At 70.6% G+C, this 23,718-nt stretch carries 29 protein-coding genes and 1 riboswitch; of the genes, 13 read left to right on the forward strand and 16 right to left on the reverse strand.

Going from position 1 to position 23,718, the window contains the following annotated elements; translation table 11 throughout:
• Positions 1–52 precede the first annotated feature (52 nt).
• The 3 genes from H8B08_RS01530 to H8B08_RS01540 all read left to right on the forward strand — a co-directional run bounded on the left by H8B08_RS01530 (position 53) and on the right by H8B08_RS01540 (position 1,514).
• Positions 53–517 carry a hypothetical protein gene (locus H8B08_RS01530; protein WP_187448450.1) on the forward strand — a complete coding sequence of 155 codons (465 nt, stop codon included), beginning with the start codon at positions 53–55 and terminating at the stop codon, positions 515–517.
• A 64-nt stretch (positions 518–581) separates the two neighbouring features.
• Complete coding sequence (locus tag H8B08_RS18990) at positions 582–1,133, forward strand: hypothetical protein (RefSeq protein ID WP_255500610.1); 552 nt, start codon at positions 582–584, stop codon at positions 1,131–1,133.
• 3 nt (positions 1,134–1,136) lie between these two features.
• Positions 1,137–1,514 carry a hypothetical protein gene (locus H8B08_RS01540; RefSeq protein ID WP_187448451.1) on the forward strand — a complete coding sequence of 126 codons (378 nt, stop codon included), beginning with the start codon at positions 1,137–1,139 and terminating at the stop codon, positions 1,512–1,514.
• A 28-nt stretch (positions 1,515–1,542) separates the two neighbouring features.
• Here the strand turns inward: H8B08_RS01540 and H8B08_RS01545 are convergent, their stop codons facing one another.
• A complete protein-coding gene (locus H8B08_RS01545; protein ID WP_187448452.1) occupies positions 1,543–2,055 on the reverse strand; it encodes a DUF3617 family protein in 513 nt (170 codons plus the stop codon).
• Positions 2,056–2,179: 124 nt separating this feature from the next.
• On the opposite strand from H8B08_RS01545, the gene H8B08_RS01550 reads away from it, so the two are divergent.
• Genes H8B08_RS01550 through H8B08_RS01560 form a run of 3 tightly spaced genes read left to right on the forward strand, consistent with a single transcriptional unit; the run spans position 2,180 to position 4,531 of the window.
• On the forward strand, positions 2,180–2,506 hold the full coding sequence (locus H8B08_RS01550; RefSeq protein ID WP_187448453.1) for a GNAT family N-acetyltransferase: 327 nt from the start codon (positions 2,180–2,182) through the stop codon (positions 2,504–2,506).
• Between the two features lie 13 nt (positions 2,507–2,519).
• Positions 2,520–2,798, forward strand: coding sequence for a GNAT family N-acetyltransferase (locus H8B08_RS01555; protein ID WP_370545372.1), 279 nt, complete (start codon positions 2,520–2,522; stop codon positions 2,796–2,798).
• A 53-nt stretch (positions 2,799–2,851) separates the two neighbouring features.
• A complete protein-coding gene (locus tag H8B08_RS01560; protein WP_187448454.1) occupies positions 2,852–4,531 on the forward strand; it encodes an amidohydrolase in 1,680 nt (559 codons plus the stop codon).
• A gap of 59 nt (positions 4,532–4,590) precedes the next feature.
• On the opposite strand, the gene H8B08_RS01565 is transcribed toward H8B08_RS01560, so the two are convergent.
• Positions 4,591–5,178, reverse strand: coding sequence for a hemerythrin domain-containing protein (locus tag H8B08_RS01565; RefSeq protein WP_187448455.1), 588 nt, complete (start codon positions 5,176–5,178; stop codon positions 4,591–4,593).
• Positions 5,179–5,290: 112 nt separating this feature from the next.
• On the opposite strand from H8B08_RS01565, the gene H8B08_RS01570 reads away from it, so the two are divergent.
• From H8B08_RS01570 to H8B08_RS01585, 4 genes are read left to right on the forward strand one after another with little or no spacing between them, the layout of a single operon-like run.
• A complete protein-coding gene (locus tag H8B08_RS01570) occupies positions 5,291–5,818 on the forward strand; it encodes a GNAT family N-acetyltransferase (RefSeq protein ID WP_187448456.1) in 528 nt (175 codons plus the stop codon).
• 23 nt (positions 5,819–5,841) lie between these two features.
• On the forward strand, positions 5,842–6,282 hold the full coding sequence (locus tag H8B08_RS01575; protein WP_187448457.1) for a hypothetical protein: 441 nt from the start codon (positions 5,842–5,844) through the stop codon (positions 6,280–6,282).
• Entirely contained in the window at positions 6,282–6,719 is a 438-nt protein-coding gene (locus tag H8B08_RS01580) for a hypothetical protein (protein WP_187448458.1), read from the forward strand. Before H8B08_RS01575 ends, H8B08_RS01580 begins: the two co-directional genes overlap by 1 nt.
• A 48-nt stretch (positions 6,720–6,767) precedes the next feature.
• Positions 6,768–7,136 carry a hypothetical protein gene (locus H8B08_RS01585; protein ID WP_187448459.1) on the forward strand — a complete coding sequence of 123 codons (369 nt, stop codon included), beginning with the start codon at positions 6,768–6,770 and terminating at the stop codon, positions 7,134–7,136.
• Positions 7,137–7,143: 7 nt separating this feature from the next.
• On the opposite strand, the gene thiC is transcribed toward H8B08_RS01585, so the two are convergent.
• The 7 genes from thiC to H8B08_RS01620 form a co-directional block, all read right to left on the reverse strand.
• Positions 7,144–8,961 (reverse strand): phosphomethylpyrimidine synthase ThiC, encoded by a 1,818-nt coding sequence (gene thiC, locus H8B08_RS01590; protein WP_187448460.1) that lies wholly within the window; start codon positions 8,959–8,961, stop codon positions 7,144–7,146.
• Between the two features lie 86 nt (positions 8,962–9,047).
• A riboswitch (TPP riboswitch) is annotated at positions 9,048–9,155 on the reverse strand.
• A 41-nt stretch (positions 9,156–9,196) separates the two neighbouring features.
• A complete protein-coding gene (locus tag H8B08_RS01595; protein ID WP_187448461.1) occupies positions 9,197–10,069 on the reverse strand; it encodes a TIGR01459 family HAD-type hydrolase in 873 nt (290 codons plus the stop codon).
• A gap of 208 nt (positions 10,070–10,277) precedes the next feature.
• Entirely contained in the window at positions 10,278–11,555 is a 1,278-nt protein-coding gene (locus H8B08_RS01600; RefSeq protein ID WP_187448462.1) for an EAL domain-containing protein, read from the reverse strand.
• Positions 11,556–11,668: 113 nt separating this feature from the next.
• Entirely contained in the window at positions 11,669–12,136 is a 468-nt protein-coding gene (locus H8B08_RS01605) for a hypothetical protein (RefSeq protein WP_187448463.1), read from the reverse strand.
• Positions 12,137–12,227: 91 nt separating this feature from the next.
• Positions 12,228–12,737: a hypothetical protein gene (locus tag H8B08_RS01610; RefSeq protein WP_187448464.1), complete on the reverse strand. Its 510-nt coding sequence runs from the start codon at positions 12,735–12,737 to the stop codon at positions 12,228–12,230.
• 90 nt (positions 12,738–12,827) lie between these two features.
• Positions 12,828–13,661 carry a neutral zinc metallopeptidase gene (locus tag H8B08_RS01615; RefSeq protein WP_187448465.1) on the reverse strand — a complete coding sequence of 278 codons (834 nt, stop codon included), beginning with the start codon at positions 13,659–13,661 and terminating at the stop codon, positions 12,828–12,830.
• Positions 13,662–13,712: 51 nt separating this feature from the next.
• Positions 13,713–14,075 carry a hypothetical protein gene (locus H8B08_RS01620; protein WP_187448466.1) on the reverse strand — a complete coding sequence of 121 codons (363 nt, stop codon included), beginning with the start codon at positions 14,073–14,075 and terminating at the stop codon, positions 13,713–13,715.
• A gap of 108 nt (positions 14,076–14,183) precedes the next feature.
• On the opposite strand from H8B08_RS01620, the gene H8B08_RS01625 reads away from it, so the two are divergent.
• The 3 genes from H8B08_RS01625 (at position 14,184) to H8B08_RS01635 (ending at position 15,805) form a co-directional block, all read left to right on the forward strand.
• Positions 14,184–14,801: a type 1 glutamine amidotransferase domain-containing protein gene (locus tag H8B08_RS01625; RefSeq protein ID WP_187448467.1), complete on the forward strand. Its 618-nt coding sequence runs from the start codon at positions 14,184–14,186 to the stop codon at positions 14,799–14,801.
• Positions 14,802–14,908: 107 nt separating this feature from the next.
• Positions 14,909–15,475: a RidA family protein gene (locus H8B08_RS01630; protein ID WP_187448468.1), complete on the forward strand. Its 567-nt coding sequence runs from the start codon at positions 14,909–14,911 to the stop codon at positions 15,473–15,475.
• A gap of 105 nt (positions 15,476–15,580) precedes the next feature.
• Entirely contained in the window at positions 15,581–15,805 is a 225-nt protein-coding gene (locus H8B08_RS01635; RefSeq protein WP_187448469.1) for a hypothetical protein, read from the forward strand.
• Between the two features lie 4 nt (positions 15,806–15,809).
• Here the strand turns inward: H8B08_RS01635 and H8B08_RS01640 are convergent, their stop codons facing one another.
• The 7 genes from H8B08_RS01640 to H8B08_RS01670 all read right to left on the reverse strand — a co-directional run bounded on the left by H8B08_RS01640 (position 15,810) and on the right by H8B08_RS01670 (position 23,338).
• Positions 15,810–16,916, reverse strand: coding sequence for an AI-2E family transporter (locus tag H8B08_RS01640; protein WP_187448470.1), 1,107 nt, complete (start codon positions 16,914–16,916; stop codon positions 15,810–15,812).
• A 37-nt stretch (positions 16,917–16,953) separates the two neighbouring features.
• Positions 16,954–17,910, reverse strand: a complete 957-nt coding sequence (locus H8B08_RS01645; protein ID WP_187448471.1) for an alpha/beta fold hydrolase — start codon at positions 17,908–17,910, stop codon at positions 16,954–16,956.
• A 74-nt stretch (positions 17,911–17,984) separates the two neighbouring features.
• On the reverse strand, positions 17,985–20,174 hold the full coding sequence (locus tag H8B08_RS01650; protein ID WP_187448472.1) for a 3-hydroxyacyl-CoA dehydrogenase NAD-binding domain-containing protein: 2,190 nt from the start codon (positions 20,172–20,174) through the stop codon (positions 17,985–17,987).
• An 11-nt stretch (positions 20,175–20,185) separates the two neighbouring features.
• Positions 20,186–21,391, reverse strand: a complete 1,206-nt coding sequence (locus H8B08_RS01655) for an acetyl-CoA C-acetyltransferase (protein WP_187448473.1) — start codon at positions 21,389–21,391, stop codon at positions 20,186–20,188.
• Between the two features lie 143 nt (positions 21,392–21,534).
• Positions 21,535–22,074, reverse strand: coding sequence for an HdeD family acid-resistance protein (locus H8B08_RS01660; protein WP_187448474.1), 540 nt, complete (start codon positions 22,072–22,074; stop codon positions 21,535–21,537).
• A gap of 374 nt (positions 22,075–22,448) precedes the next feature.
• Positions 22,449–22,784: a hypothetical protein gene (locus tag H8B08_RS01665; protein WP_187448475.1), complete on the reverse strand. Its 336-nt coding sequence runs from the start codon at positions 22,782–22,784 to the stop codon at positions 22,449–22,451.
• A 158-nt stretch (positions 22,785–22,942) separates the two neighbouring features.
• Complete coding sequence (locus tag H8B08_RS01670; protein WP_187448476.1) at positions 22,943–23,338, reverse strand: hypothetical protein; 396 nt, start codon at positions 23,336–23,338, stop codon at positions 22,943–22,945.
• Positions 23,339–23,718 lie beyond the last annotated feature (380 nt).

Below are 23,718 nucleotides of genomic sequence, written 5' to 3' on the forward strand. Positions count from 1 at the left end.
CACGGGCGAACCGGCGCGCCGAAGGCGCGTTGACCTCTAGAAGGAGCGTGCGATGCGTCTGGCCGTGCTCTGTCTGTGCCTGTTGCCGTTGGCGGCGGCCTGCAAGGGCCGCGAGGTGACCCCGGGCCCCGCGCGCGACGAACAGGCCCGACCGGCCGAGCCGCGGGCGGCAGCCCAGCCCCTGGACGAGCCGCCGTCCTTCGTCGGCGTCTGGGCGGCCAGGCCCGATCTTTGCGCCAACGGCGCCTGGATGTTCACGGCCCAGGGCGTGCGCACCGCCGGCGAGACGACCTGCACCTGGAGCAAGGTCTCCAAGACCGAGAGCGGCTACACCCTCACCGGCGACTGCTCGGCCGAGGGGCGGAAGTCGCGGGTCGACGTCATGCTGCTGCTCGACCCGACCCAGCCGGGCCAGATGATCGTGACCGGCGGCCCGTGGGACGTGCCGATCACGCTGGGTCGCTGCAACGGTCCTGCGAACGCCGCGCCGGCCGCGCCGCCGGCCCCGGCCGGCTGACGTTGCGCGGCGCGGACGCACGGCGCACCATGACCGAACGCTGATCAGCGAGTCGCAGGCGAATATGAGCGATCCGAAGGACCCGAACGAGCCGACCCCGCCGGAGGAACCCATGGTTCCGCCGCCGCCGCCCGAGCCGTCGGAAGAGGCGCGCCGCATCGAGAGCGACCCGGCCTTCAGCCCGGCCGGCGCCATGGGCGCCGACGCCCTGTCCGGCGGCGCCCACCACGGCCGCACCATCGGCGCGGGCGCGCCCGACACCGCCTTCGAGGCCGGCGCGGCCGCCAGCAGCGACAAGACCATGGCGGTGGTGATCTACGTCCTCTACCTGGCGGGCCTGATCACCGGCGGCCTGACCTCGATCGCCGGCGTGATCCTGGCCTACATGAGCAAGGCCGAGGCGCCCGACTGGCTGCGCACCCACTACCTGTTCCAGATCCGCACCTTCTGGATCGCCACCGCGGCCTTCGTGGTCGGCCTGGCGACGTCGGTGATCGGCGTCGGCGTGCTGCTGATCCTGGCCACCGTCGTGTGGTTCGTGGTGCGCTGCGCCATGGGCCTGAACTGGCTGTTCAAGGGCCAGGCCTATCCGAACTACCAGACCTGGATGGTCTGACGGATGAGCGATCAGGTTCCCGCGGCGACCTCGGACGCCGGCAAGTCTTCGGCCATCGCGGTCTACGTCCTTTACCTGCTGTCGATCCCGAGCGTCGGCGTGCTGGTGCTGGTGGGGCTGGTCTGGGCCTACGTCGCCCGGGCCGAGGCGGCCGGCTGGGTGCGCACCCACTTCGACCAGCAGATCCGCGTCTTCTGGGTGGCCTTCTGGTGGGCCGTCGGGCTGGGCGTGCTCAGCGTGATCGGCTGGCTGTTGCTGGCCGTGCTGATCGGCGTGCCGATCCTGGCCCTGGCCGGGCTGCTCGGCCTGGTGGTGACCATCTGGTTCTGCCTGAAGAGCGCGCTCGGCCTGGTCGCCCTGCTGCAGGACAAGCCGGCCTGAAGCTGCTTTAGCTTCAGGCCGCTGCGGCTCAGCAGTCCCCGATCCGGCGGGCGTCGACGTTCAGGGTGGTGGTGCGGTTCATCTGCGGCACCGCCGCCCCCGTGACCTTCATCTCCGAGCGCACCTGGTAGCGCTTATCGAAGTCGCCCGAGGCGACGCCGCTCAGGGCGACCTTGCCGCCCGAGCCCATGTCGCACTGGGTGGCGAACTTCCACGAACCGTCCAGCTGGCGGGTCACCGTGTGTTTGCGGCAGTTTTCGCCCTGGGCCTGCGGATTGAAGGCGGTGGCGTCGTCCTCGCCCGCCTTCACGCAGGTCTGGGCGGTCTGGACGAAATCGATGCCGCCCATCGACATCTGCATCTCCCAGAGGCCCGGCTTGCGCTTGAAGCTCGGGGCCTCGCCCGGCTTGCCGGCCGGGGCCGCCGTCGCCGTCGCGGCCGGGGGCTGGGCCGACGTTGGCGCTTCGGCCTTTTCCTCCCGCTTGTGGCAGGCGCCGAGCGCCAGGACGGAAAGCACGACGACGGACGCGGTCACACGCATGGAAAGCCTCCCCCGAATCCGCCGCGCCCGCGCGCGGCGTCGGCACGTAAGAGAACACAGTTACGTGCGTTCGTCAGGCCGCGGCCGCGCCGGAACGCGGGGCGGGGTGACGGGTTTGGTGGGAATGACCAAGCAAGTCTTTCTCGACGACCCGCACCGCAGCCGCTTCGAGATGCCGGTCGACGACGTGCTGGTGTTCGCCGAATACCACCGAGGTCCCGGCCGGATCATCATCGACCGGGTGGTTTTCCCTGCGAAGCTGCTGGGCACGCCCGCGCCGGACCGCTTCATGCGAAGGGTGGTCGAACACATCCGCGAACTGAAGCTGAAGCTCGAGGTCGAGGACCCGACCTTCGCTCGCTGGATGGACGCCCATCCCGAAAACCGCGATCTTCTGGCCCCGCGCCAGCCGCCTCTGGACGCCTCCGGCGGCGAGTCGGCGCGGCCCTGAGCCGGAGAGCTCCGTGAACGAAACCGCCTTCCGTCATCTGCCCGAGCAGAAGCGTTTCGAATGGCCGATGGACGGCGGCGACGTATGGGCCCGCTACAGCCGTGACGGCGACACCCTGGCCGTCCTGCACGTCGAGGCCGACCCGGCGCTGCGCGGCACAGGCGCGGCCGGGCGGTTCATGCAGGCCCTGGTCGAGTGGGCCCGCGCCGAGGGCGTGAAGCTTCGGCCCGTGTGCTCCTATGCGGCGGTATGGCTGCAGCGAAGCAAGGCTTCCCACGACGTTCTGGCTTGACGCACGCGCCCCGCGGCGCTTGGTCTGCACCCGGACCAAGCGGGGAGGCGTCCATGCGTACGACGGTGTCGGTTCTGGCTCTGGCCGGACTTCTGTGGGCGGGCGCGGCCAGCGCCGCCGAGGCGCCGGCCGACCTGGTGTTCTGGGGCGGGCCGATCCACACGGCCGACGACGCCCACCCGACGGCTCAGGCCGTTGCGGTCCGGGGCGGCCGCATCGCCTATGTCGGCGACCGCAAGGGCGCCCAGGCCTTCGTCGGCGCCAAGACCCAGGAGGTCGACCTGAAGGGCGCCGCCCTGTTCCCCGGCTTCACCGACGCCCACGCCCACCTCTACGGCATCGGCCAGCGCGAGCTGACCCTCAACCTGGAAGGCGTGCAGTCCGCCGCCGCCCTGGCTGCGGCGGTGAAGGCGCGCGCCGCGCAGACCCCGGGCACGGGACCGATCCTGGGCCGCGGCTGGATCGAGACCCATTGGCCGGAGAAGCGCTTCCCGACCCGCCAGGATCTGGACGCGGTGGTCTCCGACCGGCCGGTGGTGCTGATGCGCGCCGACGGCCACGCCCTTGTCGCCAACAGCGCGGCGCTGAAGCTCGCCGGGATTGACCGCAACACCAAGGCCCCTAGCGGCGGCGACATCCTCAAGGACGCCAGCGGCGAGCCGACCGGCATGCTGATCGACGCGGCCATGGGCCTGATGTCGGCGCTGGCCCAGCAGCCGACGCCCGAGGAGATGCGCCGCACCTTCCAGGCCGGCTTCAAGGTCTATTCGGAGTACGGCTGGACCGGCCTGCACAACATGAGCGTGCCGTGGGACCAGGCGCTGATGCTGGAGGACTTCGCCAGGGACGGCGAGCTGCCGCTGCGGGTCTACAACGCGGTCACGCCCGAGGCCGGCAAGATGCTGCTGGCGACCGGCCCGCGCAGCGCCGCCGACAGCCGCGTGGTCACCCGCACCATCAAGTTCTACGCCGACGGCGCGCTCGGCTCGCGCGGCGCGGCCCTGTTCGAGAAGTACCACGACGCCGACACCACGGGCCTGGTGCAGATGAAGGCCGAGGACGTCGTGCCGGTCTACGAGGAGGCCCTGCGCAAGGGGATCCAGGTCGCCACCCACGCCATCGGCGACCGCGGCAACAGCCTGGTGCTGGACTGGTACGCCCAGGCCTTCGCCGAGGTGCCGGCGGCCGAGCGCAAGGTGGCCGAGCCGCGCTGGCGGGTCGAGCACGCCCAGATCCTGACCGCCAAGGACATCGCCCGCTTCCCGGCCCTGCACGTGATCCCGTCCATGCAGCCCAGCCACGCCATCGGCGACCTGCACTTCGCGCCCTCCCGCCTGGGCGAGGATCGGCTGGCCGGGGCCTACGCCTGGAAGAGCCTGATCGAGGCCGGGGCGATCGTGCCCGCCGGCTCGGACGCGCCGGTCGAGCGCGGCGACCCGCGCATCGAGTTCTACGCGGCGGTGGCCCGCAAGGATCTGAGCGGCTTCTCCGCCCCGGACTGGCATCCGGAGCAGGCGGTCGACCGCGAGACGGCGCTGAAGATGTTCACCCTGTGGCCGGCCTTCGCCTCCTTCGCCGAGAAGGACCTGGGCTCGATCACGGTGGGCAAGCGCGCCGACTTCAGCGTGTTCGACGTCGACCTGATGACCGTGCCGGAGGCGGCGATCCCGAAGGCGAAGGCGCTGATGACCGTGGTCGACGGCAAGACGGCCTTCCGCGCGGCCGGCTGGTGAGGATCAGAGCGCGATAGCGGAAAGTGGTCGCCGGTTTCGGCGGCCATCGCGCTCCATGTTCAGCGCCGCGGCTGGTCGCGGCGTTCCTGGGACCTGGACGCGGCGGGACGGCTCCGTTCCTCGCGCTCCAGGCTCTCGTCGCGCTCGGCGGCGCGGCCGAACGACTTCGGCTCGCCTTCGATTTCCAGTTCGGCGCCCAGCTGAGCCATGACCTTCATCTTGCGTTCGGCGAGCTTGGCGCCGAGCGCGACCAGGTCGAGATCGGTCTTGCGGACCTCGGGGAACATCTCCTTCTCCTCCTCCTGGACGTGGTGCTGGATCTGCTCCTGCAGGACCTTCACCTTGGCTTCCAGGAAGGCGTCCTCGACGTCCGCGCCCTCGATGTCGGAGATCAGCTGCTTGGCCGACTTGTGCTCGACCACGGCCTCGTTGAGCATCTCCTCCTCCAGCTTGCCGCGCAGGGCCGGATAGAACAGCTCTTCCTCGATCTGGGTGTGCACCTTCAGCATCAGGCACACCCGCTCGGCCAGGGCCGACCGCTCGTTCTCGTCCTGGGTCTGGTCGAACTTTCGAAACAGCTGCTCCACCTCGCGGTGGTCGCGCTTCAACAGCTCCAGCGCGTCCTGGTCCTTGTCCCGTTCGGCCATGCTCTACTCCCACTGACGGCGGCGTGAACTGGCAGGAGGAACGGAAGCCCTGGGCGCCGGTTCCGCGACTCGCGCCCTTGAGCCGCCGGCGCCGCTCGGCCAAGCTGGCGCGATGCAAAGCTTCACCGTCCCCACGCTCGACACCGAGCGCCTGACCTTGACCGGCCATCGCCTGGACGACTTCGCCGACAGCGCCGCCATGTGGGGCGACGCGGAGGTCACCCGCCACATCGGCGGCCGGCCGTCGACCGAGGAGGAGGTGTGGGCGCGGCTGCTGCGCTACGCCGGCCACTGGGCGTTCATGGGCTTCGGCTACTGGGTGATCCGCGAGAAGGCCACGGGCCGGTTCGTCGGCGAGGCCGGCTTCGGCGACTTTCGCCGCGACCTCACCCCCGGTTTCGACGGCGCCCCGGAGGCCGGCTGGGCGCTAGCGCCGTGGGCGCACGGCCGCGGCTACGCCACCGAGGCGGTCCGCGCCGTCCTGGCCTGGGGCGAGACGCGTTTCGACGGCGCGCGCACGGTCTGCATGATCGACCCCGGCAACACCGCCTCGCAGCGGGTGGCCGAGAAGCTGGGCTTCCGCGAATTCGTGCGGGCCACCTACAAGGGCGCCGACACGATCCTGTTCGAGCGGCGCTGAGGTCGGCCGAGAGCCCCAGTTCAATGATTGCGTTCCTCAACGTCCTGATGGACGTCGCGTACTTGTCCGTGGTGTTCCTGGCCCTGCGGCTGGGCGGCCGCTATGAGCGATACCTGGGCTTCGCCCAGGCGGCCATGTGGGTGGCGGTCCAGCTCGTGCAGCGGTTCGCCATGCCGAAGGTGCCGCTGGCCGCCTTTATGGCGCTCGACCTCGGCCTGCTCGCAGCGCACCTGTGGCTGCTGTCCAGAGTCCGCTCCGCCTGGCTCGTCTGGTCGGCCGGCGCCGTGGCGTTGAGCATCGTGACGGAGGCCGCATACGGCCTTCGGCTGCTGCCGTCGCGCTGGATATATTTCAACACGGTCGCGGTGCTCGGGTACGTCCAACTCGGCGCCCTGGCCTACGCCGTCCTGCGTCGCCGGGTGGGGCCGCCGTTCCGACCGGCCCCGGCGGTCGGGTCGGGCTGATGTCCTATCCGCTGAGCCCGTGGCCGCTTCTGTTGGACATCGCCCGGCTCGCCGTCCTGATCCTGTTGGTCAGCAAAGGCGGTCGTTACGAGCGCGTCCTGGCGCTGATGTTCCTGCCGACGTGGTTGGCCGACCAGCTGGCCCTCGCGACGGGCGAGGGCGGGCTGTCCGGCTTGGGCGACCTCGCCCTGCTCGCCGGGCACGTGTGGGTTCTATGGCGGCGCCGACCGGCCTGGCTCGGGCTGGCCGCCCTGGTCCAGGCCTGCAAGACCGTTCTGGTGCTTGTCTTCGCGCCGCCGCCCGAGGCGCCGGAAGGTGCGGCGGGGTGGGCGGTGCTGGTGCTGGCCTTCGCCCAGCTCTGCTGCCTCGCGTTCGGCGTGCTGCGCCAGCGGATCGGCCCGCCGGCCGCGGTTCCGGCCGAGGTCCGGTCGAATTGATCCCGCGGAACTGTCGCCGGCCCCGTGGGTTCGGGGCGGATGCTGCCAGTGTCCGCGCGTACCCCTCCTTTCGCCGTCGCGGCGAGTCTGCTGATCGCCGCCCCGGCGACGGCCTCGATCACCCCGGCCGACCTGGAGCCGGCCTTCACCGGCACGGTGATCTCCACCTATCCGGACGGCCGCCAGGGCAAGCTCTGGCTGAACCGCGACGGCAGCTACAAGGGCCAGGGCCGACGCGGCCACCTGTCCAGCGGCCGCTGGAGCCTGAAGGGCGACCGGATCTGCCTGCGCCAGTCACGCCCGGTGCCGGTGCCGTTCCAGTACTGCACCGACGTGCCGGACGAGGGGACCACCACCTGGACCGAAAAGGCGGTGACCGGCGAACAGCTGCAGATGGAGCTGGTCGCCGGCCGTTAGCGCCTCGTCACTCAGCCGGGACGTAGATCTCGCCGCCCTCGGCTTTGAACTTCTCGCTCATCTCGGCCATGCCCGCTTCCGCCTCGGCTTTCGTCTTGGCGTAGTCGCGCACCTCCTGGGTGATCTTCATCGAGCAGAACTTCGGGCCGCACATGGAGCAGAAGTGCGCGGTCTTGTGCGCGTCCTTGGGCAGGGTCTCGTCGTGGTATTCGCGCGCCGTTTCCGGATCTAGGCCCAGGTTGAACTGGTCCTCCCAGCGGAACTCGAAGCGCGCGCGCGACAGGGCGTCGTCCCAGGCGCGGGCCGACGGATGGCCCTTGGCCAGGTCGGCGGCGTGGGCGGCGATCTTGTAGGCGATCACTCCGTCCTTCACGTCCTGGCGGTCAGGCAGGCCCAGGTGCTCCTTGGGCGTGACGTAGCAGAGCATGGCGGTGCCGAACCAACCGATCATCGCCGCGCCGATGGCCGAGGTGATGTGGTCGTAGCCGGGCGCCACGTCGGTGGTGAGCGGGCCCAAGGTGTAGAACGGGGCCTCGCCGCAGACGGCGAGCTGCTTGTCCATGTTCTCCTTGATCTTGTGCATCGGCACGTGGCCGGGTCCCTCGATCATCACCTGCACGCCCTTGTCCCAGGCGCGGTGGGTCAGCTCGCCCAGGGTCTCCAGCTCGGCGAACTGGGCGCGGTCGTTGGCGTCGGCGATCGAGCCCGGACGCAGGCCGTCGCCCAGCGAGAACGACACGTCGTAGGCGCGCATGATCTCGCAGATCTCGTCGAACTTCTCGTAGAGGAAGCTCTCCTTGTGGTGGGCCAGGCACCACTTGGCCATGATCGAGCCGCCGCGGCTGACGATGCCGGTGACCCGGTTCGCCGTCAGATGGATGTAGGGCAGACGCACGCCGGCGTGGACGGTGAAGTAGTCCACGCCCTGCTCGGCCTGCTCGATCAGGGTGTCGCGATAGACCTCCCAGGTCAGGTCCTCGGCCACGCCGCCGACCTTTTCCAGCGCCTGGTAGATCGGCACGGTCCCGATCGGCACCGGGCTGTTGCGCACGATCCATTCGCGGATGGTGTGGATGTTGCGGCCCGTCGACAGGTCCATGACCGTGTCCGCGCCCCAGCGGATCGCCCAGACCATCTTCTCGACCTCTTCCGCCATCGAGGAGGTGACGGCCGAGTTGCCGATGTTGGCGTTGATCTTGACCAGGAAGTTGCGGCCGATCGCCATCGGCTCCAGTTCCGGGTGGTTGATGTTGGCCGGGATCACCGCGCGGCCGCGGGCCACCTCGTCGCGCACGAACTCGGGCGTGACGTAGTCGGGGATGGCGGCGCCGAAGTCCTCGCCGTCGCGGATCACCGCGGCGGCCTGCTCGCGGCGCATGTTCTCCCGGATGGCGACGTATTCCATCTCGGGGGTGATGATCCCCCGCCGGGCGTATTCCAGTTGGGTCACCGCGACGCCGGCCTTGGCGCGCAGCACCTTCGGCAGGTTGGGGAAGATCGGCGCGGCGCGCTCGGCCGAGACGTTGCCGTTGTCGACCGGCAGGACCTCACGGCCGGTGATGGCCTCCACGTCGCCACGGCCGGTGATCCAGGCCTCGCGCGTGCGGGCCAGGCCGGCGGCGATGTCGATACTGACCGAAGGATCGGTGTAGGGGCCGGACGGGTCATACAGCGTCACCGGCGCTTCCTTGGCGCTCGGGTGCAGCTCCACCTCGCGGAACGGCACGCGCAGCTCCGGATGCAGCACGCCCGGGGCGTAGACCTTCTTCGAGCCGGGACGCGGCTCGGCCGTCACCGACGGCGTGGCGGGGGTGTGGACGTTCATTTGGCGGCCTCTCGCACTAAGAGCCGCCGGCATCAGGATGAGGTCTGCTCTCCCGCCTGCGCCGGCCAGAGCCGGAACCGCGGAAGACGCCACGACCGTTCCCTCCCTTCGCCGGCATGACCCGGATCAGGTTCGACGGGTCGTGGGCTCACCCACCTCTCAGCCGCTCAGGCGCGACCCCCCGGAGAACGGCGCGAACCTACGCTCAAGCGCTCGCGCGTCAAGCGCCAGCGGCTCACCACACCAGGTCGCGGATGGCGTACTTGGCCTCTGCGCCGGCCTTGGCCAGCATCTGCTCGATCAGGCCGTGGTCCAGCTCGCCGTCCGGGCCGGTCGCCTCGGCCCCGTGGATGCCGGTGCCGACCACGAACAGCACGTCCAGGCCCGCCTTGTTGGCGCCCAGCACGTCGGTGGGGATGCCGTCGCCGACGCAGAGCACGCGCGACGGATCCGGCGCGCCGCCCATCAGGTCGGCGGCCTCGGCCATGACCGCGTCGTAGATCGGCGCGAACGGCTTGCCGGCCATAACCACCTGGCCGCCCAGCTCGGCGTAGAGGTCGGCCAGCGCGCCGGCGCACCAGATCAGCTTGGCGCCGCGGTGCACGACCTTGTCGGGGTTGGCGCAGACCATGGTCAGGCCGCGCTCGACGCACACCTCGAAGCGCTCGCGGTAGTCCTCCGGCTGGTCCTTGTCGTCGTCGAACGGACCGGTGCAGGAGACGAAGCTCGCCTCGTACGGCGTCTCGGCGTAGCCCACGCCGGTGCCCTCGTAGAGCGGGGCGTCGCGGGCGGGGCCCACGGCCCAGGCCGGGCCGGGCGAACGCTTGGACAGCTCCACGCGGGTGGCGTCGCCCGAGGTGACGAAGCGCGACCAGGCCTCGTCCGGCACGCCCAGCGCGCGCAGCTGGGCGACCACGTCGCTCGAGGGGCGCGGCGAGTTGGAGATCAGCACCACCGGGCCGCGCTCCTGGCGGAAGCGCACCAGCGCCTCGCAGGCGGCGGGGTAGTTGTTGCGGCCGTTATGCAGCACGCCCCACACGTCGCAGAACAGGACGTCGTAGCGGTCGGCGATGTCGGCGAAGCGGGGGAGGACGGTGGTCGCGATCATGACCGCCCGGCTAGCGTGGTTTGGAGGCGGGGGGAAGCGCGACATAGATCCTCCCCCGAGCGAAGCGGTGGGGGAGGGGGACCGCCGAAGGCGGTGGAGGGGGCTCGTCTAGGCGCGACGGAGCCGTCGCGCTCCGCTGGAGCCCCCCACGGCGGCTTTCAGCCGCCTGCTCCCCCCAACGCTCCGCTCGGGGGGAGATTTTGCGCCCTCACCCCCGCGCCCGACGCGCGCGGGCCGGCGGGCGCAGCAGGGCGACCGGCGGGTCGGTCTCGGCCAGGACCTGCTCCTTGATGGCGCGCGGCTCGCCGAACAGGTGGCCCTGGCCGTAGGCGATGTCGAGGTCGAGCACGTCGGGCACCTGGCGCTCGTTCTCGATCTTCTCGGCCACGATCTCGATGCCGTAGCGGCGGGTCAGGGCGGCGAAGTCGGCGGCGTGGATGTCCTTCATCGACGACAGGGCCGGCTGGCCGTCGACCTCGAGCAGTTCCTCCAGCAGGACGTCGGCCCCGATCTTCAGGAACTTCACGTCGGCGCGCTGCAGGTCGCGGAAGTCGATGTCGAGCGTCTGCACCTTGTCGATCGAGAAGCGGAAGCCGAGCTCGGCCAGCTTGGCCATGTTGCGGGCCTCGGCCGCGCCGCGCGCGTCGAACGCCGCCTGGCCGACCTCGAAGATCAGCGCGCCGGACAGGTCGCGATGGTCGTTCAGGAACTCGAGGAACTGCGGGAAGAAGGTGTCGTCGGACAGCGAGGTCATCGACACGTTGCAGAACACCGCGACCTTGCGGTCCTGCTTGGCGAGGCGCCGCACGATCTGCACGCAGCGGAACAGCAGCAGGTTGTCGATCGCCCCGATCAGGCCTTCCGGCTCGGCCACCGGCAACCACTGCGAGGGCGGCATGACCAGGCCCGAGGCGTCGCGCAGGCGCGAATAGCTCTCGTAGAAGACGGTCTTGCGCTGGGGCAGGCTGACGATCGGCTGCAGGTAGAGGTCGACGCGGTTGTCGGCCAGCGCTTCGCGCACGGTCTCCAGCACGGCGGAAGACTGGCGCGCGTGGCGGGCCAGGCGCGGATCGGAGCCGGTGTCGCGGCCGACCTCGCGGATGCCCGACAGCTTGGTCTCCATGTCCTCGCTCATGCGATGGACCAGGTCCTCCAGCACGCGCACTTCCGAGGTCAGGGCCTGGGCGCCGCCCAGATCGCCGCGCTCGACCTTCTCGGCCACCTGCTCGAGCATGCCCTGGGTGCTCTCCAGCGCGTCGGCCAGCAGGCGGTGGGCGTCGCGGACCGCCTCGATCTCGTTCTCGAGCTCCTGGCGCGCCAGGGCGCCCGCGATCCAGCTGTGCAGGGCGAAGGCGAGGCCGAGCGCGCCGGCCAGCACGGCGACGCCGGCCGGCCAACCCACGCCGGCGCGCCACAGCGACACCGCGGCGGTGAGGGAGAGCGAGACGTAGGCGCCGATCAGCAGCGCGGTGGTGAATTTCCGCATGGGGTCCCCGGAATCACCGCGATTATCAGGCGAATAACGGAGCTAGGCAAAGAAGGTGCCTCGCCCGTCGCGCGAGTCCTCGGGGAATAAGCCCGACGCCGGCGGAGATCGCCTCAGGGGCAGTCGATGTAGATGCCGGTGGGGACGTCCAGGCGCGGCGTGCAGACCGCCCCCGGCGCGACCTCCGCCGGGGGCGGATCGTCGTCGAGCGGAATCACCCCGAGTGGGACGGACGGGCTCACATAGCCCCGGGACCAGTCGCTGGGCGCGTACGACGGAGAGACGTAGCCGCTCGACCAGGCGGGCGCGTACGACGGGGTGACGCCGTAGGCTCGGGTCCAGTCGTAGGGGATGGGCGCATAGGAGTACGGCGAGTAGCCGTAGCCGTAGTACGGCGCCTGGTAGCCGTAGACGCGCGCGCCGCCGTGACCGCGTCCGTGGCGGGCGCCGTGGTGGTGACCGCGGCCGTTCACCGGCCCTGCCGAGGCGGGGTCGCCGGCTGCGGCGTAGGCCGGAGGGGCGGCTGAGGCCGAGGTGAGGACGGCGGTCAGGACGGCGGCGGCGAGGAGGAACGCGCGCATGGACAGGCTCCGGCCATGCGTCCCCCAGGACACAACTCCATCGACCGCCCGGCGGTTCAGCAGGCGGCGCCGGCGGCGGCCGGCGCGCGGGTCATCGGCAGCCCAGGTACTGGCCGGTCTGGTTGTCGTAGAGCGGCTGGCAGTACGGCTGCTGGGCGTAGCCGTTGTTGTAGCCGTTGTTGTAGCCGTAGTTGTACTGGGGCGCGGTCGCGGCCCCCAACGCGAAGCCGAGCACCCCGCCGAGGATGGCCGCCGCCACCTCGTCGTTGTTGTCGTGGTGATCGTAGCCGTAATACGAGCCGTAGTAGGGCGCGCCGTAGCCGCCGCCGTAATAGCCCCCGCCGTAGTAGGGGACCCCGCCGTAGTAGCGGCCCCCGTAGTAGGGCGCGACGGCGTAGGGGCGACCGTAATAGCGACCGCCGCCGTAATAGCCGCGCCCATAGTGGCCGCCGCCGTGGTAGCCGCGTCCGCCGTAGTAGCCGGGGTAGCCGTGACCGCCGTAGTACCCGTGGTGACGACTGTTCGCCTGGGCCGCCATCGGGGCGGCCGCGCCTGACGCCAGGGTCAGGGCCGCCACCGCCGTCGTGAGCATCTTGCGCATGGAAGAGCTCCTGCCATGCGTCCCCCAAGATCTTGAAATCGTACGCTTATGTAATTGAACGCGCGATGAACGCGATTCCGTCGGACCAAGTCAGCGGAAGGTGTCGCAGGCGTTCGGGTCGCCCGATTTGAACCCGGTCATGAACCAGCGCATGCGCTCGTCCGACGTGCCGTGGGTGAAGCTGTCGGGCACGACGTAGCCGCGCGAGCGCTTCTGCAGGGTGTCGTCGCCCACGGCGGAAGCCGCGGCGAGCCCTTCCTCGACGTCGCCCGACTCCAGCCAGTTGTGGGCCTGCTGGGACCTGGCGGCCCAGATCCCGGCGTAGCAGTCGGCCTGCAGTTCCAGGGCGACGGAATACTGGTTGGCCTGAGCCTCCGAGCCGGCCGCCCGCTGGGCGCGGGCGACCTCGTCGCTGATGCCGAGCTGGTTCTGCACGTGGTGGCCGACCTCGTGGGCCAGCACGTAGGCCTGGGCGAAGTCGCCGGGCGCGCCGAACCGCTGGTCCAGCTCGCGGAAGAAGGCGAGGTCCAGGTAAACCTTGCGGTCGCGGGGGCAGTAGAACGGCCCCATGGCGGACTGGCCGACGCCGCAGGCGGTGGTCGTGCCTTCCTCGTAGAGGACCAGGCGGGTCGGATCGTAGTGCTTGCCGATGCGGGCGAACTCGGCCGACCAGACGTCCTCGGTGGAGCCCAGGATGGTGTCCATGAAGGCGGCCTGCTCGTCCTGCGGCGAGCCGACGACGCCTTCCTGCTGCTCGGTCGGAGCGGCCTGCTCCAGCCCTGAAAGCGCGTTCGGATCGCCGAACACGAAATAGCCGATCAGGGCCAGCACCAGCGCGCCGATCCCGCCGCCGGCGACGGCGACCGGGCCCATGCCCCGGCGATCCTCGACATTTCCGGAACGACGTCCGCCCTGCCAACGCATCCACGACCTCCTGACGTTCACGCGAAACGCACGGGTGTCGGCGCGGCTCCGTCAGCGCTGGGGCGTGTTCAGCCAGGCGTCGATCTCGCGGATCTTGGCCGCGGTTTCCTGCTGGCGCAACCGCGCGGCGTCGGCGCGCTGGCCGGCGTCCTGCACGACCTGCCGATCCTGGACGAGGGCGGCGTCGGCGTCGGGGTTCACCCCCGGCGGGCTGACGCGTTCCTGCTGGAGCTTGCGCAGCGCCAGCGTCGTCTCCGCCTGATGCTGGGCGGCGTAGGCGGCCTGCTGTTCGGCCTGGGCGCGATACTGGGCGAAGTCCGCGCCGGCCCGCAGGGCCGCGTCGCGGGGATTGGGCTGGGCCAGGGCCGGCGCGCCGATCAGGCTCGCGGCCAGGACGAGAAGGAGCCGCCGCATGCATCACAAATGGCGGCGCGCGGGTCCCGATCCAAGCCCCCGCCGGAACCCGCGTGCGTGGGACGGGTTGGCCGGGCGACCCGTTCTCGCGCGTACGGAGGAAACGCCATGGCCGAGCGTCGCCTCGACGGAAAAACCGTCGCCATCCTCGCCACCGACGGCTTTGAGGAGGTGGAGCTGACCCAGCCGCGCGAGGCGCTGGAGGCGGCCGGCGCGACGGTCCGGGTCGTCTCGCTCAAACCGGGAGAGATCCAGGGCTTCAAGCACTTCGACCGCGGCCAGAAGGTCCCGGTCGACCTCGTGCTCGAGGAGGCCATGTCGGAGACCTTCGACGCGTTGATGCTGCCGGGCGGGGCGCACAATCCCGACCGGCTGCGCGTGGAGCCTAAGGTGCAGGCCTTCGTCCGCGAGTTCTTCCGCGCCGGCAAGCCGGTCGCCGCCATCTGCCACGCGCCCTGGATCCTGATCGACGCCGGGGTGGCCGAGGGGCGCACCCTGACCAGCTACCGGACCATCCGGCGCGACCTGGTCAACGCCGGGGCCGAGGTGGTCGACCGCGAGGTGGTGGTCGACGAGGGCCTGGTCACCAGCCGCCAGCCGTCCGACCTGCCGGCCTTCTGCGCGAAGATGATCGAGGAGTTCGCCAAGGGCCGCCACGAAGGCCAGGCGCACCTGTTCGCCGAGCACGAGGCCCGTCCCGGCGGCTCGGCCGTGAACCTCATGTGAGCGCGGTGCGACGGACGTCGACCAGCGTGCGACGAAGCGCCTAGGCCGCCGATACGGCGCCGCTATCATCCCGCGGACGGGCGAGCGCCCGGGCGGGAGCGAGCGACATGAACGGACGAATCCTGGGAAGCGCCTTTGCAGCGGCGGTGGCGATCATCAGCGTGGGCGAAGCCGCGGCGCAGACCGCTCCGACGGCGCCGTACCGGGAGACCGGTCCTAGCCAGCCCGTGCACATTCCGGCCTCGGGCGGCGAGGTCATCCTGCCGTCGCAGGGGGACCAGCACGCCTACGACACCTACAAGTTCGCGGCCGCCCGCCGGGTCGGCGACACCCTCTACATCTCCGGCGTCATCGCCGCCGTGCCTGCCGGCAAGAAGGCCGACGCGGAGACCTACAAGACCCAGCTGCGCAGCGCCTTCCGCCGCATCGACCGCACCCTCAAGGCCTCGGGCGCGAGCTTCGCCGACGTGGTCATGATCAACAGCTTCCACGTCTGGGACAGCCCCTGGTTCGAGGGCGGGCGTGACGCGCAGTTCGCGGCGTTCTCGGCCGTGAAGGACGAGTTCATGCCCGCGCCGCACCCGGCCTGGACCGCGGTCGGCACGACCGGCCTGCTGGCCGACACCGGCCTGGTCGAGATCCAGATGATCGTCCACGTGCCGGCCAAGAGCTGACGCTTACGCCGCCTTTACGCCGCAGGCCGGCGATCCCTCGCGAAGCCTGACGCCGGAACCGGTCATCCTGCCGCCCGTTCGCACCGGGAGTCGGGAGCAGGAGTTATGGCGTCCAAGCTCGAGTATCTGATCGTCCGAAACGGCGACGTCTGGTCCATCGTCCACCGAGGCTTCCACGCCGGCGAGTTCGCCACCCGCGAGGCGGCGCTGGAAGCCGCGGACCGGCTGGCGCGCGAGGCGGCCGGGATCGGTTACGACGCCGAGGTGAAGGCCCTGGACGATCGCGGACAGGCCCGCCGGGAGCGCGAATACCACCCGCACCCCGTCTGAGGCGTCAGTCCTCGGGCGGGTAGAGCGCCTTGACCGCCACGAAGATGGTCGCCGCCAGCGGGGTGGCGAGCACCACCCCGATCGGCCCCAACAGGACGGCGAAGGCGATCACCGCGAACAGGGTGATGACCGGCGGCAGGGCGACCATGCGCCGCTGCACTATGGGCACGATCAGATTGCTCTCCAGCTGCTGCACGCCGATGTAGACGGCCAGCGTCCACAGCACAGTCTCCATTCCCAGATTGAGCGCGAGCAGCACGCCGGGCACCACCGACAGGGTCGGACCGATCAGCGGGACGAACTCCAGGAGGCCTGCGATCAGCCCCAGCGCCAGCGGCGAGGGCAGGCCGATCGCCCAGGCGCCCACCGCAGTCAGCACGCCGACCACGGCCATGCAGAACAGGGTGCCGATCAGCCAGCGCTTCAGGCCCTGGGCGGTGATGTCGAACACCTCGCCGGCCCGCTCGCGATGGCTGCGGGGCACCAGGAACAGCGCGCCGCGCCGGTAGTGGCCGGGTGCGGCGGCCAGGTAGAGCCCCGCCGCCAGCACCACGATCAGGTCAACCACCGCGCCCACGGCCGAGCCCACCGCGTTGGTGACGCCGCTGACCACGCCGCCGCCCACGTCGGGCAGGCGCAGGGCCCCGGTGTCCGTCGGCGGCCCCGGTTCGGCTTCGCCTTCGGGCGGAGCTGCGGGTTCGGCCGTCTGGCCCGCCCAATGATCGAGGCGCTCGACCATCTGACGGCCGAGCGGAATTTCGTCGGCGCGGGCGCGCACCTCGGCCCAGGCCGCCGGCAGACGGGCGCTCAGGATCGAGACCTGAGCTCCGACCTCGCGGCCGAACAGCCAGCCGGCGGCGCCGATCACGGCGACCACGGCGAGCACGGCCACGGTCAGGGACCATTTGCGCGTGAGCGGCGTGCGCTCCTCAATCGGGTCGGCGATCGCGTGCAGCAGCACAGCCACCAGGCTCGCGCCGAACAGCAGCAGCAGGACGTGCAGCAGCCGCCAGGCCACCAGCAGGGCGATGGCGACGCCGAACACGAACAGCACCCGGCGCACGAAGGCCGGGTCCAGGCCGCGCCGGTCGGGTTTTGCGGCGTCGCTCATCGGCCGGAAACGACGGCCGGCCGGCGAAGGTTTCTCGTCAGAGCCCCTTTAGGAGCTCGATCAGCAGCCGGTTGACCTCCTCGGGCCGCTCCTGCTGCAGCCAGTGCCCGGCGCCGGGGATCACCGCCTGCACGCGCAGGTCCGGGACCCAGCGTTTCAGTTCCGCCTCGGCGTGACCGGCGTAGTTGCGCACCGGATCCTTCTGGCCGACCGCGAACAGGGCCGGCACGTCGATGGTGCGGTCCTGGGCGAAGGCCATGAGCGACCAGTTGCGGTCGAGGTTGCGGTACCAGTTGAACGGCCCGCCGAAGCCCGACGCCTCGAAGGCGGCGACGTAGGTCGCCAGCTCCTCGGCGTCCATCCACGGCGGCCGGACCGCGTCCGTCACGCTGTCGAGGAAGGCCACGCCCTCAGGGGTGAAGCCGGTCGAGCGGCGCTCGTCCGGCGTAGCCCCGTCGTAGGCGTAGAAGGCCCGGGTCAGGCCGCCCGCCACGTCGGCCTCGAAGGCGGCCTCGGCGCCGGGTTCCTGGAACTGCAGCATATAGAAGTCGCCCAGCTTCTTGCGCGCGGCGATCGCCTTGTAGGTCTCGATCGGCGGGCGACCCGGCCGGCGCGGCTGGAACGGCACCGACAGGGCGGCCACGGCGCGGAACACGTCGGGGCGCAGCAGGGCGGCGTGCCAGGCCACCGGCGCGCCCCAGTCGTGGCCGACGATCACCGCCTGCTGGTGGCCGAGCGCGCGGACCAGGTCGACCATGTCGCCGACCAGGTTCAGGATGGTGTAGGCCTCCACCGCCTGCGGCCGATCGGTCCCGCCGTAGCCGCGCATGTCGGGCGCGACTGCGTGGAAACCGGCCGCGGCCAGGGCCGGCAGCTGCCGCCGCCACGAGGAGCCGAGCTCGGGAAAGCCGTGGCAGAAGATCACCAGCGGGCCCTCGCCAGCCTCCAGGATCTGCTGCGTCAGGCCGTCGGTCTGGATTCGCCGCTGCTGCATCGCCCTTCCGGAAACGAAGAAGGCGGCGTGAGAGCCTCACGCCGCCTTCCGTACTCACTCGCTCTCGCTCGAGCTTACGCCGCCTTCGCCTTGGCGCTGAAGCGGCCGTAGAAGCTCTCGCCGTTCGCCGCCATGTCACGCAGCAGCTGCGGGACCTTGAAGCGCTCGCCGTACTGGCTGGCGAGGCGGTCGCAGGTCTCGACGAACTTCGCCGCGCCGACCTGGTCGATCAGGGTGATGGGGCCGCCCGACCAGGGCGCGAAGCCCCAGCCCAGGATGGCGCCGACGTCCGCCTCGCGCGGGTCGTCGATCACGCCCTCTTCCCAGCAGCGCGCCGCTTCCACAGCCTGGCGATAGAGCAGGCGGGTCTTCATCTCCTCGACCAGCTCCGGGGTCGATTCCGACACCGTCACCGGCGCGAGCTCCGACAGGCCGGCCCACAGGCTCTTCGGCCCGCTTTCCGGATAGTCGTAGAAGCCCTTCTTGTTCTTGCGGCCGTAGCGGCCCAGCTCCGACACCATCTTGGCGACGATGTCCTCGCCCGGGTTCGGCACGTACTTGTCGCCCAGGTCCTTCGCGGTCTGCTGGCCGATCTTGTAGGACAGGTCCAGGGCGACGTCGTCGTGCATCTCCAGCGGGCCGCGCGGCATGCCGGTCATGCGCCCGACGTTGTCGATCATGGCCGGGGCGTAGCCTTCCTTCAGCATGGCCATGCCTTCGGTCAGGTACGTCGAGAAGCAGCGCGAGGTGTAGAAGCCGCGGCTGTCGTTCACCACGATCGGGGTCTTCTTGATTTTGGTGACGTAGTCGATGGCCTTGGCCAGGGCGACCTCGCCGGTCTTCTCGCCCATGATGATCTCGACCAACATCATCTTGTCGACGGGCGAGAAGAAGTGGATGCCGATGAAGTTCTCCGGGCGAACGGAAGCCTCGGCCAGGCCGCTGATCGGCAGGGTCGAGGTGTTGGAGCCGAACACCGCGTCCTCGGCCAGCTGGGCCTCGGCCTTCTTGGTCACCTCGGCCTTGATGTCGCGGTTCTCGAACACCGCTTCGATCACCAGGTCCGAGCCCTTGACGTGGGCGTAGTCGGTGGTCGGCGTGATCAGGGCCAGGGTGGCGTCAGCCTTCTCCTGGGTCATCTGACCGCGCGAGACGCGCTTGGCGATCAGGCCCTTGGCGTAGTCCTTGCCCTTGTCGGCGGCTTCCTGGGTGGTGTCGATCAGCACGGTCTCGATGCCGGCCATGGCCTGCACGTAGGCGATGCCCGCGCCCATCATGCCGGCGCCCAGCACGGTGACCTTCTTGGCTTCCGACTTCGGCACGCCGGCCGGACGCACGGCGCCCTTGTCGAGCTCCTGCTTGGACAGGAACAGCGAGCGGATCATCGCCTTGGCCTGGGGCGTCATCAGCGTCTTGACGAAGTAGCGCGTCTCGATGCGCAGGGCCGCGTCCATCGGCACCTGCACGCCTTCGTAGACGGCCTTCAGCATGTTGGTCAGGGCCGGGTAGTTGCCGTAGCTCTGCTTACGCAGCAGGGCGTTGCCCATGATGAACACCTGGATGCCGGCCGGGTGGTAGGGGCCGCCGCCGGGGAGCTTGAAGCTCTTCTCGTCCCACGGCTGCACGGCCTTGCCGGTCTTCACCCAAGCTTTGGCGGCTTCGACTTCCTGGCCGGCCGGGACCACCTCGTGGACCACGCCGGCGCCCTTGGCCTCCTGCGGACGCCAGGACTTGCCTTCGCTGATCTGCATCAGCGCGGCCTGCACGCCGATCAGGCGCGGCAGGCGCTGGGTGCCGCCGGCGCCCGGGAACAGGCCGACCTTGGTCTCCGGCAGGCCGAGCTGGATCTTCGGATTGTCGCCGACCACGCGGTAGTGGCAGGCGAGCGTGATCTCCAGGCCGCCGCCGAGCGCCAGGCCGTTGATGGCCGCGGCCACCGGCTTGCCGCAGGTCTCCAGCGCGCGCAGCGAACCCTGCAGGCGCCAGGAGCGGTCGAAGCCGGCCTTGAGCGCCGCTTCTTCCGAAGCCGGCGCGGCCGACTGGGCCCCGCCCAGGTCGCCGAGGTCGGCGCCGGCGCAGAAGCCGGTCGCCTTGCCCGAGGTGATCACCGCGCCCTTGATGGCCGCGTCGGTCTTGATCCGCTCGACCAGCAGCGGGATCTCCTCCATCACCTTGGAGGTGATGGTGTTCATCGAGCGGCCCGGCACGTCGAAGGTGACGAGCGCGATGCCGTCGGCGTCGACTTCGATCTTGAAGTTTTCCATGGCTCGGTTCCTCAGACGCGTTCGATGACCGTGGCGGTGCCCATGCCGCCGCCGATGCACAGGGTGACGAGCGCGGTGCCCTTGCCGGTGCGCTCCAGCTCGTCGAGCACGGTGCCCAGGATCATGCCGCCGGTGGCGCCCAGCGGGTGGCCCATGGCGATGGCGCCGCCGCAGACGTTGATCTTGTCGTGATCGATGTCGAGCGCCTGCATGTAGCGCAGCACCACGGCCGCGAAGGCCTCGTTCAGCTCGTACAGATCAATGTCGCCGACGCCCATGCCGAGCTTGCCCAGCAGCTTGCGGGTGACCGGCTCGGGGCCGGTCAGCATGATCGACGGCTCCGAGCCGATCGAGGCCATGCCCTTGATGCGCGCGCGCGGCTTCAGGCCGGCGGCGATCCCGGCTTCCTTGGAGCCGATCAGCACGGCCGAGGCGCCGTCGACGATGCCCGAGGAGTTGCCAGGCGTGTGCACGTGGTTGACGCGCTCGACCTCGGGGTAGCGCTGGTTGATCACCGCGTCGAAGGCCATCTCGCCCATCATCTGGAACGAGGCGTTCAGCGCGCCCAGGGTCTGCATGTCCGTGTCGGGACGCATCAGCTCGTCATGGTCGAGGATGGTCAGGCCCAGCTGGTCCTTCACCGGCACGACCGAGTTCTTGAAGCGGCCTTCCTTCCAGGAGCGGGCCGAGCGCTTCTGGCTCTCGACCGCGTAGGCGTCCACGTCGGCGCGCGAGAAGCCGTACTTCGAGGCGATCATGTCGGCCGACACGCCCTGCGGCACGAAGTAGGTCGAGAAGGCCGAGGACGGGTCCACCGGCCAGGCGCCGCCGTCCGAGCCCATCGGCACGCGGCTCATGGCCTCGACGCCGCCGCCGATGGCGAAGTCGGCCTCGCCGCTCATCACCTTGGCGGCGGCCATGTTGCAGGCCTCCAGGCCCGAGGCGCAGAAGCGGTTCACCTGCACGCCGGCGGTGGTCTGGGCGTAGCCGGCGGTCAGCACGGCGGTGCGGGCGATGTCGGCGCCCTGCTCGCCCACCGGGGCGACGCAGCCCAGCACCACGTCGTCGACGCGGCTGGTGTCCAGCTGGTTGCGGTCGCGGATGGCGGCGAGCGCCTGGGCGGCGAGCGACAGGGCCGTGATCTCGTGGAGGGATCCGTCCTTCTTGCCCTTGCCGCGGGGCGTGCGGACGGCGTCGTAAATATAGGCTTCGGCCATGGTCTGCTCCTGAAGCGCGGGGTCGCCAGGGAGATGGCGCGGCGCTTACGTAAACGTCAAGATCACCTTGCGTCAGCTTCCGCCTCGGCAGAGCTCGTCATCTAGGCGCGCGAGGCGGCGACGAAAAGCTTCAGCGGGGCCCTTCATCGGCGTTCTGGGCCGATCATGAAGGCGGCCGCGACCAGGGCGGCGCCCAGGAAGATCAGGTCGACGCCGACGATGATGCCGAGCGCGATCAGGCTGGCGCCGGGCCAGCCGGCCAGCACCACGCCGCCCAGCAGCATGGTGGCCAGCCCGCTCAGCAGCGGCCACAGCCAGCCCTTCAGCGTCGCGCGCCGCTTCAGGGCGAACACGACGGTGAGCAGGCCCCGGATCAGGAAAAAGATCGCCAGCGCCAGGGTCACGGAGGCTGCGCCGACCACCGGCCGGCCCAGCAGCCACAGGCCCATGACGAAGGACAAGAGCGCCCAGGCCAGCTTGGTCCCGAAGCCGGGATGCTTGCGGTCGCGCACCGCGGCGACCGCGCCCAGCACGCCGGCGGCGGCCAGGATCGCCCCCAGGAACAGGGCGACGGCGATGCTTGAGACCAGCGGCGCGGTCAGGGCCAGCGCGCCGAGCACCATCAGGCAGACGCCGTAGAGCGCGGAGACGACGCCGAAGGTCCAGCGGGGAGGAGCGGCCATGCCGGGAAAACCGTGTGCCGCGACGGGACGTTCCTATTCCTCCCCACTGGGGGAGGGGGACCACGCGGAGCGTGGTGGAGGGGGCTCGTCTTGGCGCGACGGAGACCGCGGTCCTTCTCCCCTTGAGGGAGAAGGAGGGGCCCGCGCACCGGAGAGCGAAGCTCGAAGGTCCGCGCGGGAGGATGAGGGGTCGTGCTCCCTATACGGCTGCGCTCCTGACGCTCCCGCCGAATAGGAAAAAACTACTCCGGCCGCGCTCGTGACGCTCCCGCCGGGAGAGGTCGTGCGACCCCTCATCCTCCCGCGCAGCCCTCCGCTTACGCTCCGGGGCGCGGGCTCCGTCCTTCTCCCACAAGGGGAGAAGGAGATATCTCTCAAAACGCCTTGTTCAGCACGGCCTGCAGGGTCTGGCCGGTGCGCGGCACGTCCTCGGCCAGGCGCCGGGCGATCTCGCGGGCGCCGACCGGATAGGCGTCGCCGCCGTCGGCGATCTCCTCGGCGACCACGGCCAGCTCCTTGAGCAGGCTCTGCAGCACGCCGACGTGCTCGCGGGCCAGGCTCTGGGCCTCGGCCTGCAGGCGCTTGATGCGCTGGGCGGGGCTCTCCGCCTTGGGCTCCGGCGCCGCGACGACCGCCTCCGGCGCGGCGGTGCGCGCCTCCTCGGCCGGGGGCACCAGAGTCAGTCGAGCGGTGGTCCTCGATCGCGCCATGGTTACGTCACCTCTTACAGCGAGCCCGTTGATTTGCGTTCGGGGGCGGCTCGCAGACCGGCGTCATGCAAGGCCGGCGCCGTCCCGAAACGGAGCGCATTCCCCCCCGTGCGCTCGCGGGTCGTCCTGGGGGTGACTTCGGCTCAGCTCCGCTGAGCTCAGCTTCTTTGGGCGATGGCGTGCAGGGTCTGGGCCTTCTGCGGGGCCTCTTCCGCCAGCCGCCGGGCGATCTCGCGGGCGCCGACCGGATAGGCGTCGCCGCCGTCGGCGATCTCCTCGGCCAGCTGGGCGACCTCGATGAGCTTCTGCTCGAGCGCGCCGATCTGCTCGCAGGCCAGCGCCTTGGCCTCGGCCTGCAGGCGCTTGACGCGGGCGGTCAGGGTCTCGCCCGTCGGCGCGGGCGGGGCCGGCATGGCGACCGCCAGGGCGGCGGTCTCCAGGATCGGCTCGGGCGCGGGCGGCAAGGGCACCGAAAGCGCCGGAACGGTCGGAACGACGACCGGAACGCCCGCGACTTCGGGCGGAGACAGTACCGTCAGATGCGACGCGGACATGGATTTCACCTCGGCGGACTCGGCGCCACTTGGGGCTGAGGCAGTGTCGGGCGCCGCCGCCGCGTTGCTCTTGCGTGACCGTCCCGCCATGCGCTCCTCCCGAGGTGAATACGCGCTGCGCCGGTTCCGAGTTCCGGACGGAAAACAGCCTCCGGCGAACACCCGAGGCGCCTGTGGCGCCGGCGCCGCACCCGCTGCGCTTCGCCCAGGCGCGAGGCCGTGACCTTGGAACGATCCGACGCGGACGGACGCCGCCGAGCTTGAACCCGACAACGCCGCAACTGTTGCGTTCCCGGGCGGCCGAGGGGCAGAATTTGATCGCCGCTGACCCACGTCGCATAACGAGAGTTTTGCAATCACGCTACCGCGGGTATGTCTCT

The organism is Caulobacter sp. 17J80-11, assembly GCF_014349105.1.
Taxonomy (GTDB): Bacteria; Pseudomonadota; Alphaproteobacteria; order Caulobacterales; family Caulobacteraceae; genus 17J80-11.

Excerpts from the sequence above, each read along its gene's own strand:
- H8B08_RS01530 (WP_187448450.1), top strand. The coding sequence starts at position 53 with ATGCGTCTGGCCGTGCTCTGTCTGTGCCTGTTGCCGTTGGCGGCGGCC.
- H8B08_RS18990 (WP_255500610.1), top strand. The coding sequence starts at position 582 with ATGAGCGATCCGAAGGACCCGAACGAGCCGACCCCGCCGGAGGAACCC.
- H8B08_RS01540 (WP_187448451.1), top strand. The coding sequence starts at position 1,137 with ATGAGCGATCAGGTTCCCGCGGCGACCTCGGACGCCGGCAAGTCTTCG.
- H8B08_RS01545 (WP_187448452.1), bottom strand. The coding sequence starts at position 2,055 with ATGCGTGTGACCGCGTCCGTCGTCGTGCTTTCCGTCCTGGCGCTCGGC.
- H8B08_RS01550 (WP_187448453.1), top strand. The coding sequence starts at position 2,180 with ATGACCAAGCAAGTCTTTCTCGACGACCCGCACCGCAGCCGCTTCGAG.
- H8B08_RS01560 (WP_187448454.1), top strand. The coding sequence starts at position 2,852 with ATGCGTACGACGGTGTCGGTTCTGGCTCTGGCCGGACTTCTGTGGGCG.
- H8B08_RS01565 (WP_187448455.1), bottom strand. The coding sequence starts at position 5,178 with ATGGCCGAACGGGACAAGGACCAGGACGCGCTGGAGCTGTTGAAGCGC.
- H8B08_RS01570 (WP_187448456.1), top strand. The coding sequence starts at position 5,291 with ATGCAAAGCTTCACCGTCCCCACGCTCGACACCGAGCGCCTGACCTTG.
- H8B08_RS01575 (WP_187448457.1), top strand. The coding sequence starts at position 5,842 with ATGATTGCGTTCCTCAACGTCCTGATGGACGTCGCGTACTTGTCCGTG.
- H8B08_RS01580 (WP_187448458.1), top strand. The coding sequence starts at position 6,282 with ATGTCCTATCCGCTGAGCCCGTGGCCGCTTCTGTTGGACATCGCCCGG.
- thiC (WP_187448460.1), bottom strand. The coding sequence starts at position 8,961 with ATGAACGTCCACACCCCCGCCACGCCGTCGGTGACGGCCGAGCCGCGT.
- H8B08_RS01595 (WP_187448461.1), bottom strand. The coding sequence starts at position 10,069 with ATGATCGCGACCACCGTCCTCCCCCGCTTCGCCGACATCGCCGACCGC.
- H8B08_RS01600 (WP_187448462.1), bottom strand. The coding sequence starts at position 11,555 with ATGCGGAAATTCACCACCGCGCTGCTGATCGGCGCCTACGTCTCGCTC.
- H8B08_RS01605 (WP_187448463.1), bottom strand. The coding sequence starts at position 12,136 with ATGCGCGCGTTCCTCCTCGCCGCCGCCGTCCTGACCGCCGTCCTCACC.
- H8B08_RS01610 (WP_187448464.1), bottom strand. The coding sequence starts at position 12,737 with ATGCGCAAGATGCTCACGACGGCGGTGGCGGCCCTGACCCTGGCGTCA.
- H8B08_RS01615 (WP_187448465.1), bottom strand. The coding sequence starts at position 13,661 with ATGCGTTGGCAGGGCGGACGTCGTTCCGGAAATGTCGAGGATCGCCGG.
- H8B08_RS01620 (WP_187448466.1), bottom strand. The coding sequence starts at position 14,075 with ATGCGGCGGCTCCTTCTCGTCCTGGCCGCGAGCCTGATCGGCGCGCCG.
- H8B08_RS01625 (WP_187448467.1), top strand. The coding sequence starts at position 14,184 with ATGGCCGAGCGTCGCCTCGACGGAAAAACCGTCGCCATCCTCGCCACC.
- H8B08_RS01630 (WP_187448468.1), top strand. The coding sequence starts at position 14,909 with ATGAACGGACGAATCCTGGGAAGCGCCTTTGCAGCGGCGGTGGCGATC.
- H8B08_RS01635 (WP_187448469.1), top strand. The coding sequence starts at position 15,581 with ATGGCGTCCAAGCTCGAGTATCTGATCGTCCGAAACGGCGACGTCTGG.
- H8B08_RS01640 (WP_187448470.1), bottom strand. The coding sequence starts at position 16,916 with ATGAGCGACGCCGCAAAACCCGACCGGCGCGGCCTGGACCCGGCCTTC.
- H8B08_RS01645 (WP_187448471.1), bottom strand. The coding sequence starts at position 17,910 with ATGCAGCAGCGGCGAATCCAGACCGACGGCCTGACGCAGCAGATCCTG.
- H8B08_RS01650 (WP_187448472.1), bottom strand. The coding sequence starts at position 20,174 with ATGGAAAACTTCAAGATCGAAGTCGACGCCGACGGCATCGCGCTCGTC.
- H8B08_RS01655 (WP_187448473.1), bottom strand. The coding sequence starts at position 21,391 with ATGGCCGAAGCCTATATTTACGACGCCGTCCGCACGCCCCGCGGCAAG.
- H8B08_RS01660 (WP_187448474.1), bottom strand. The coding sequence starts at position 22,074 with ATGGCCGCTCCTCCCCGCTGGACCTTCGGCGTCGTCTCCGCGCTCTAC.
- H8B08_RS01665 (WP_187448475.1), bottom strand. The coding sequence starts at position 22,784 with ATGGCGCGATCGAGGACCACCGCTCGACTGACTCTGGTGCCCCCGGCC.
- H8B08_RS01670 (WP_187448476.1), bottom strand. The coding sequence starts at position 23,338 with ATGTCCGCGTCGCATCTGACGGTACTGTCTCCGCCCGAAGTCGCGGGC.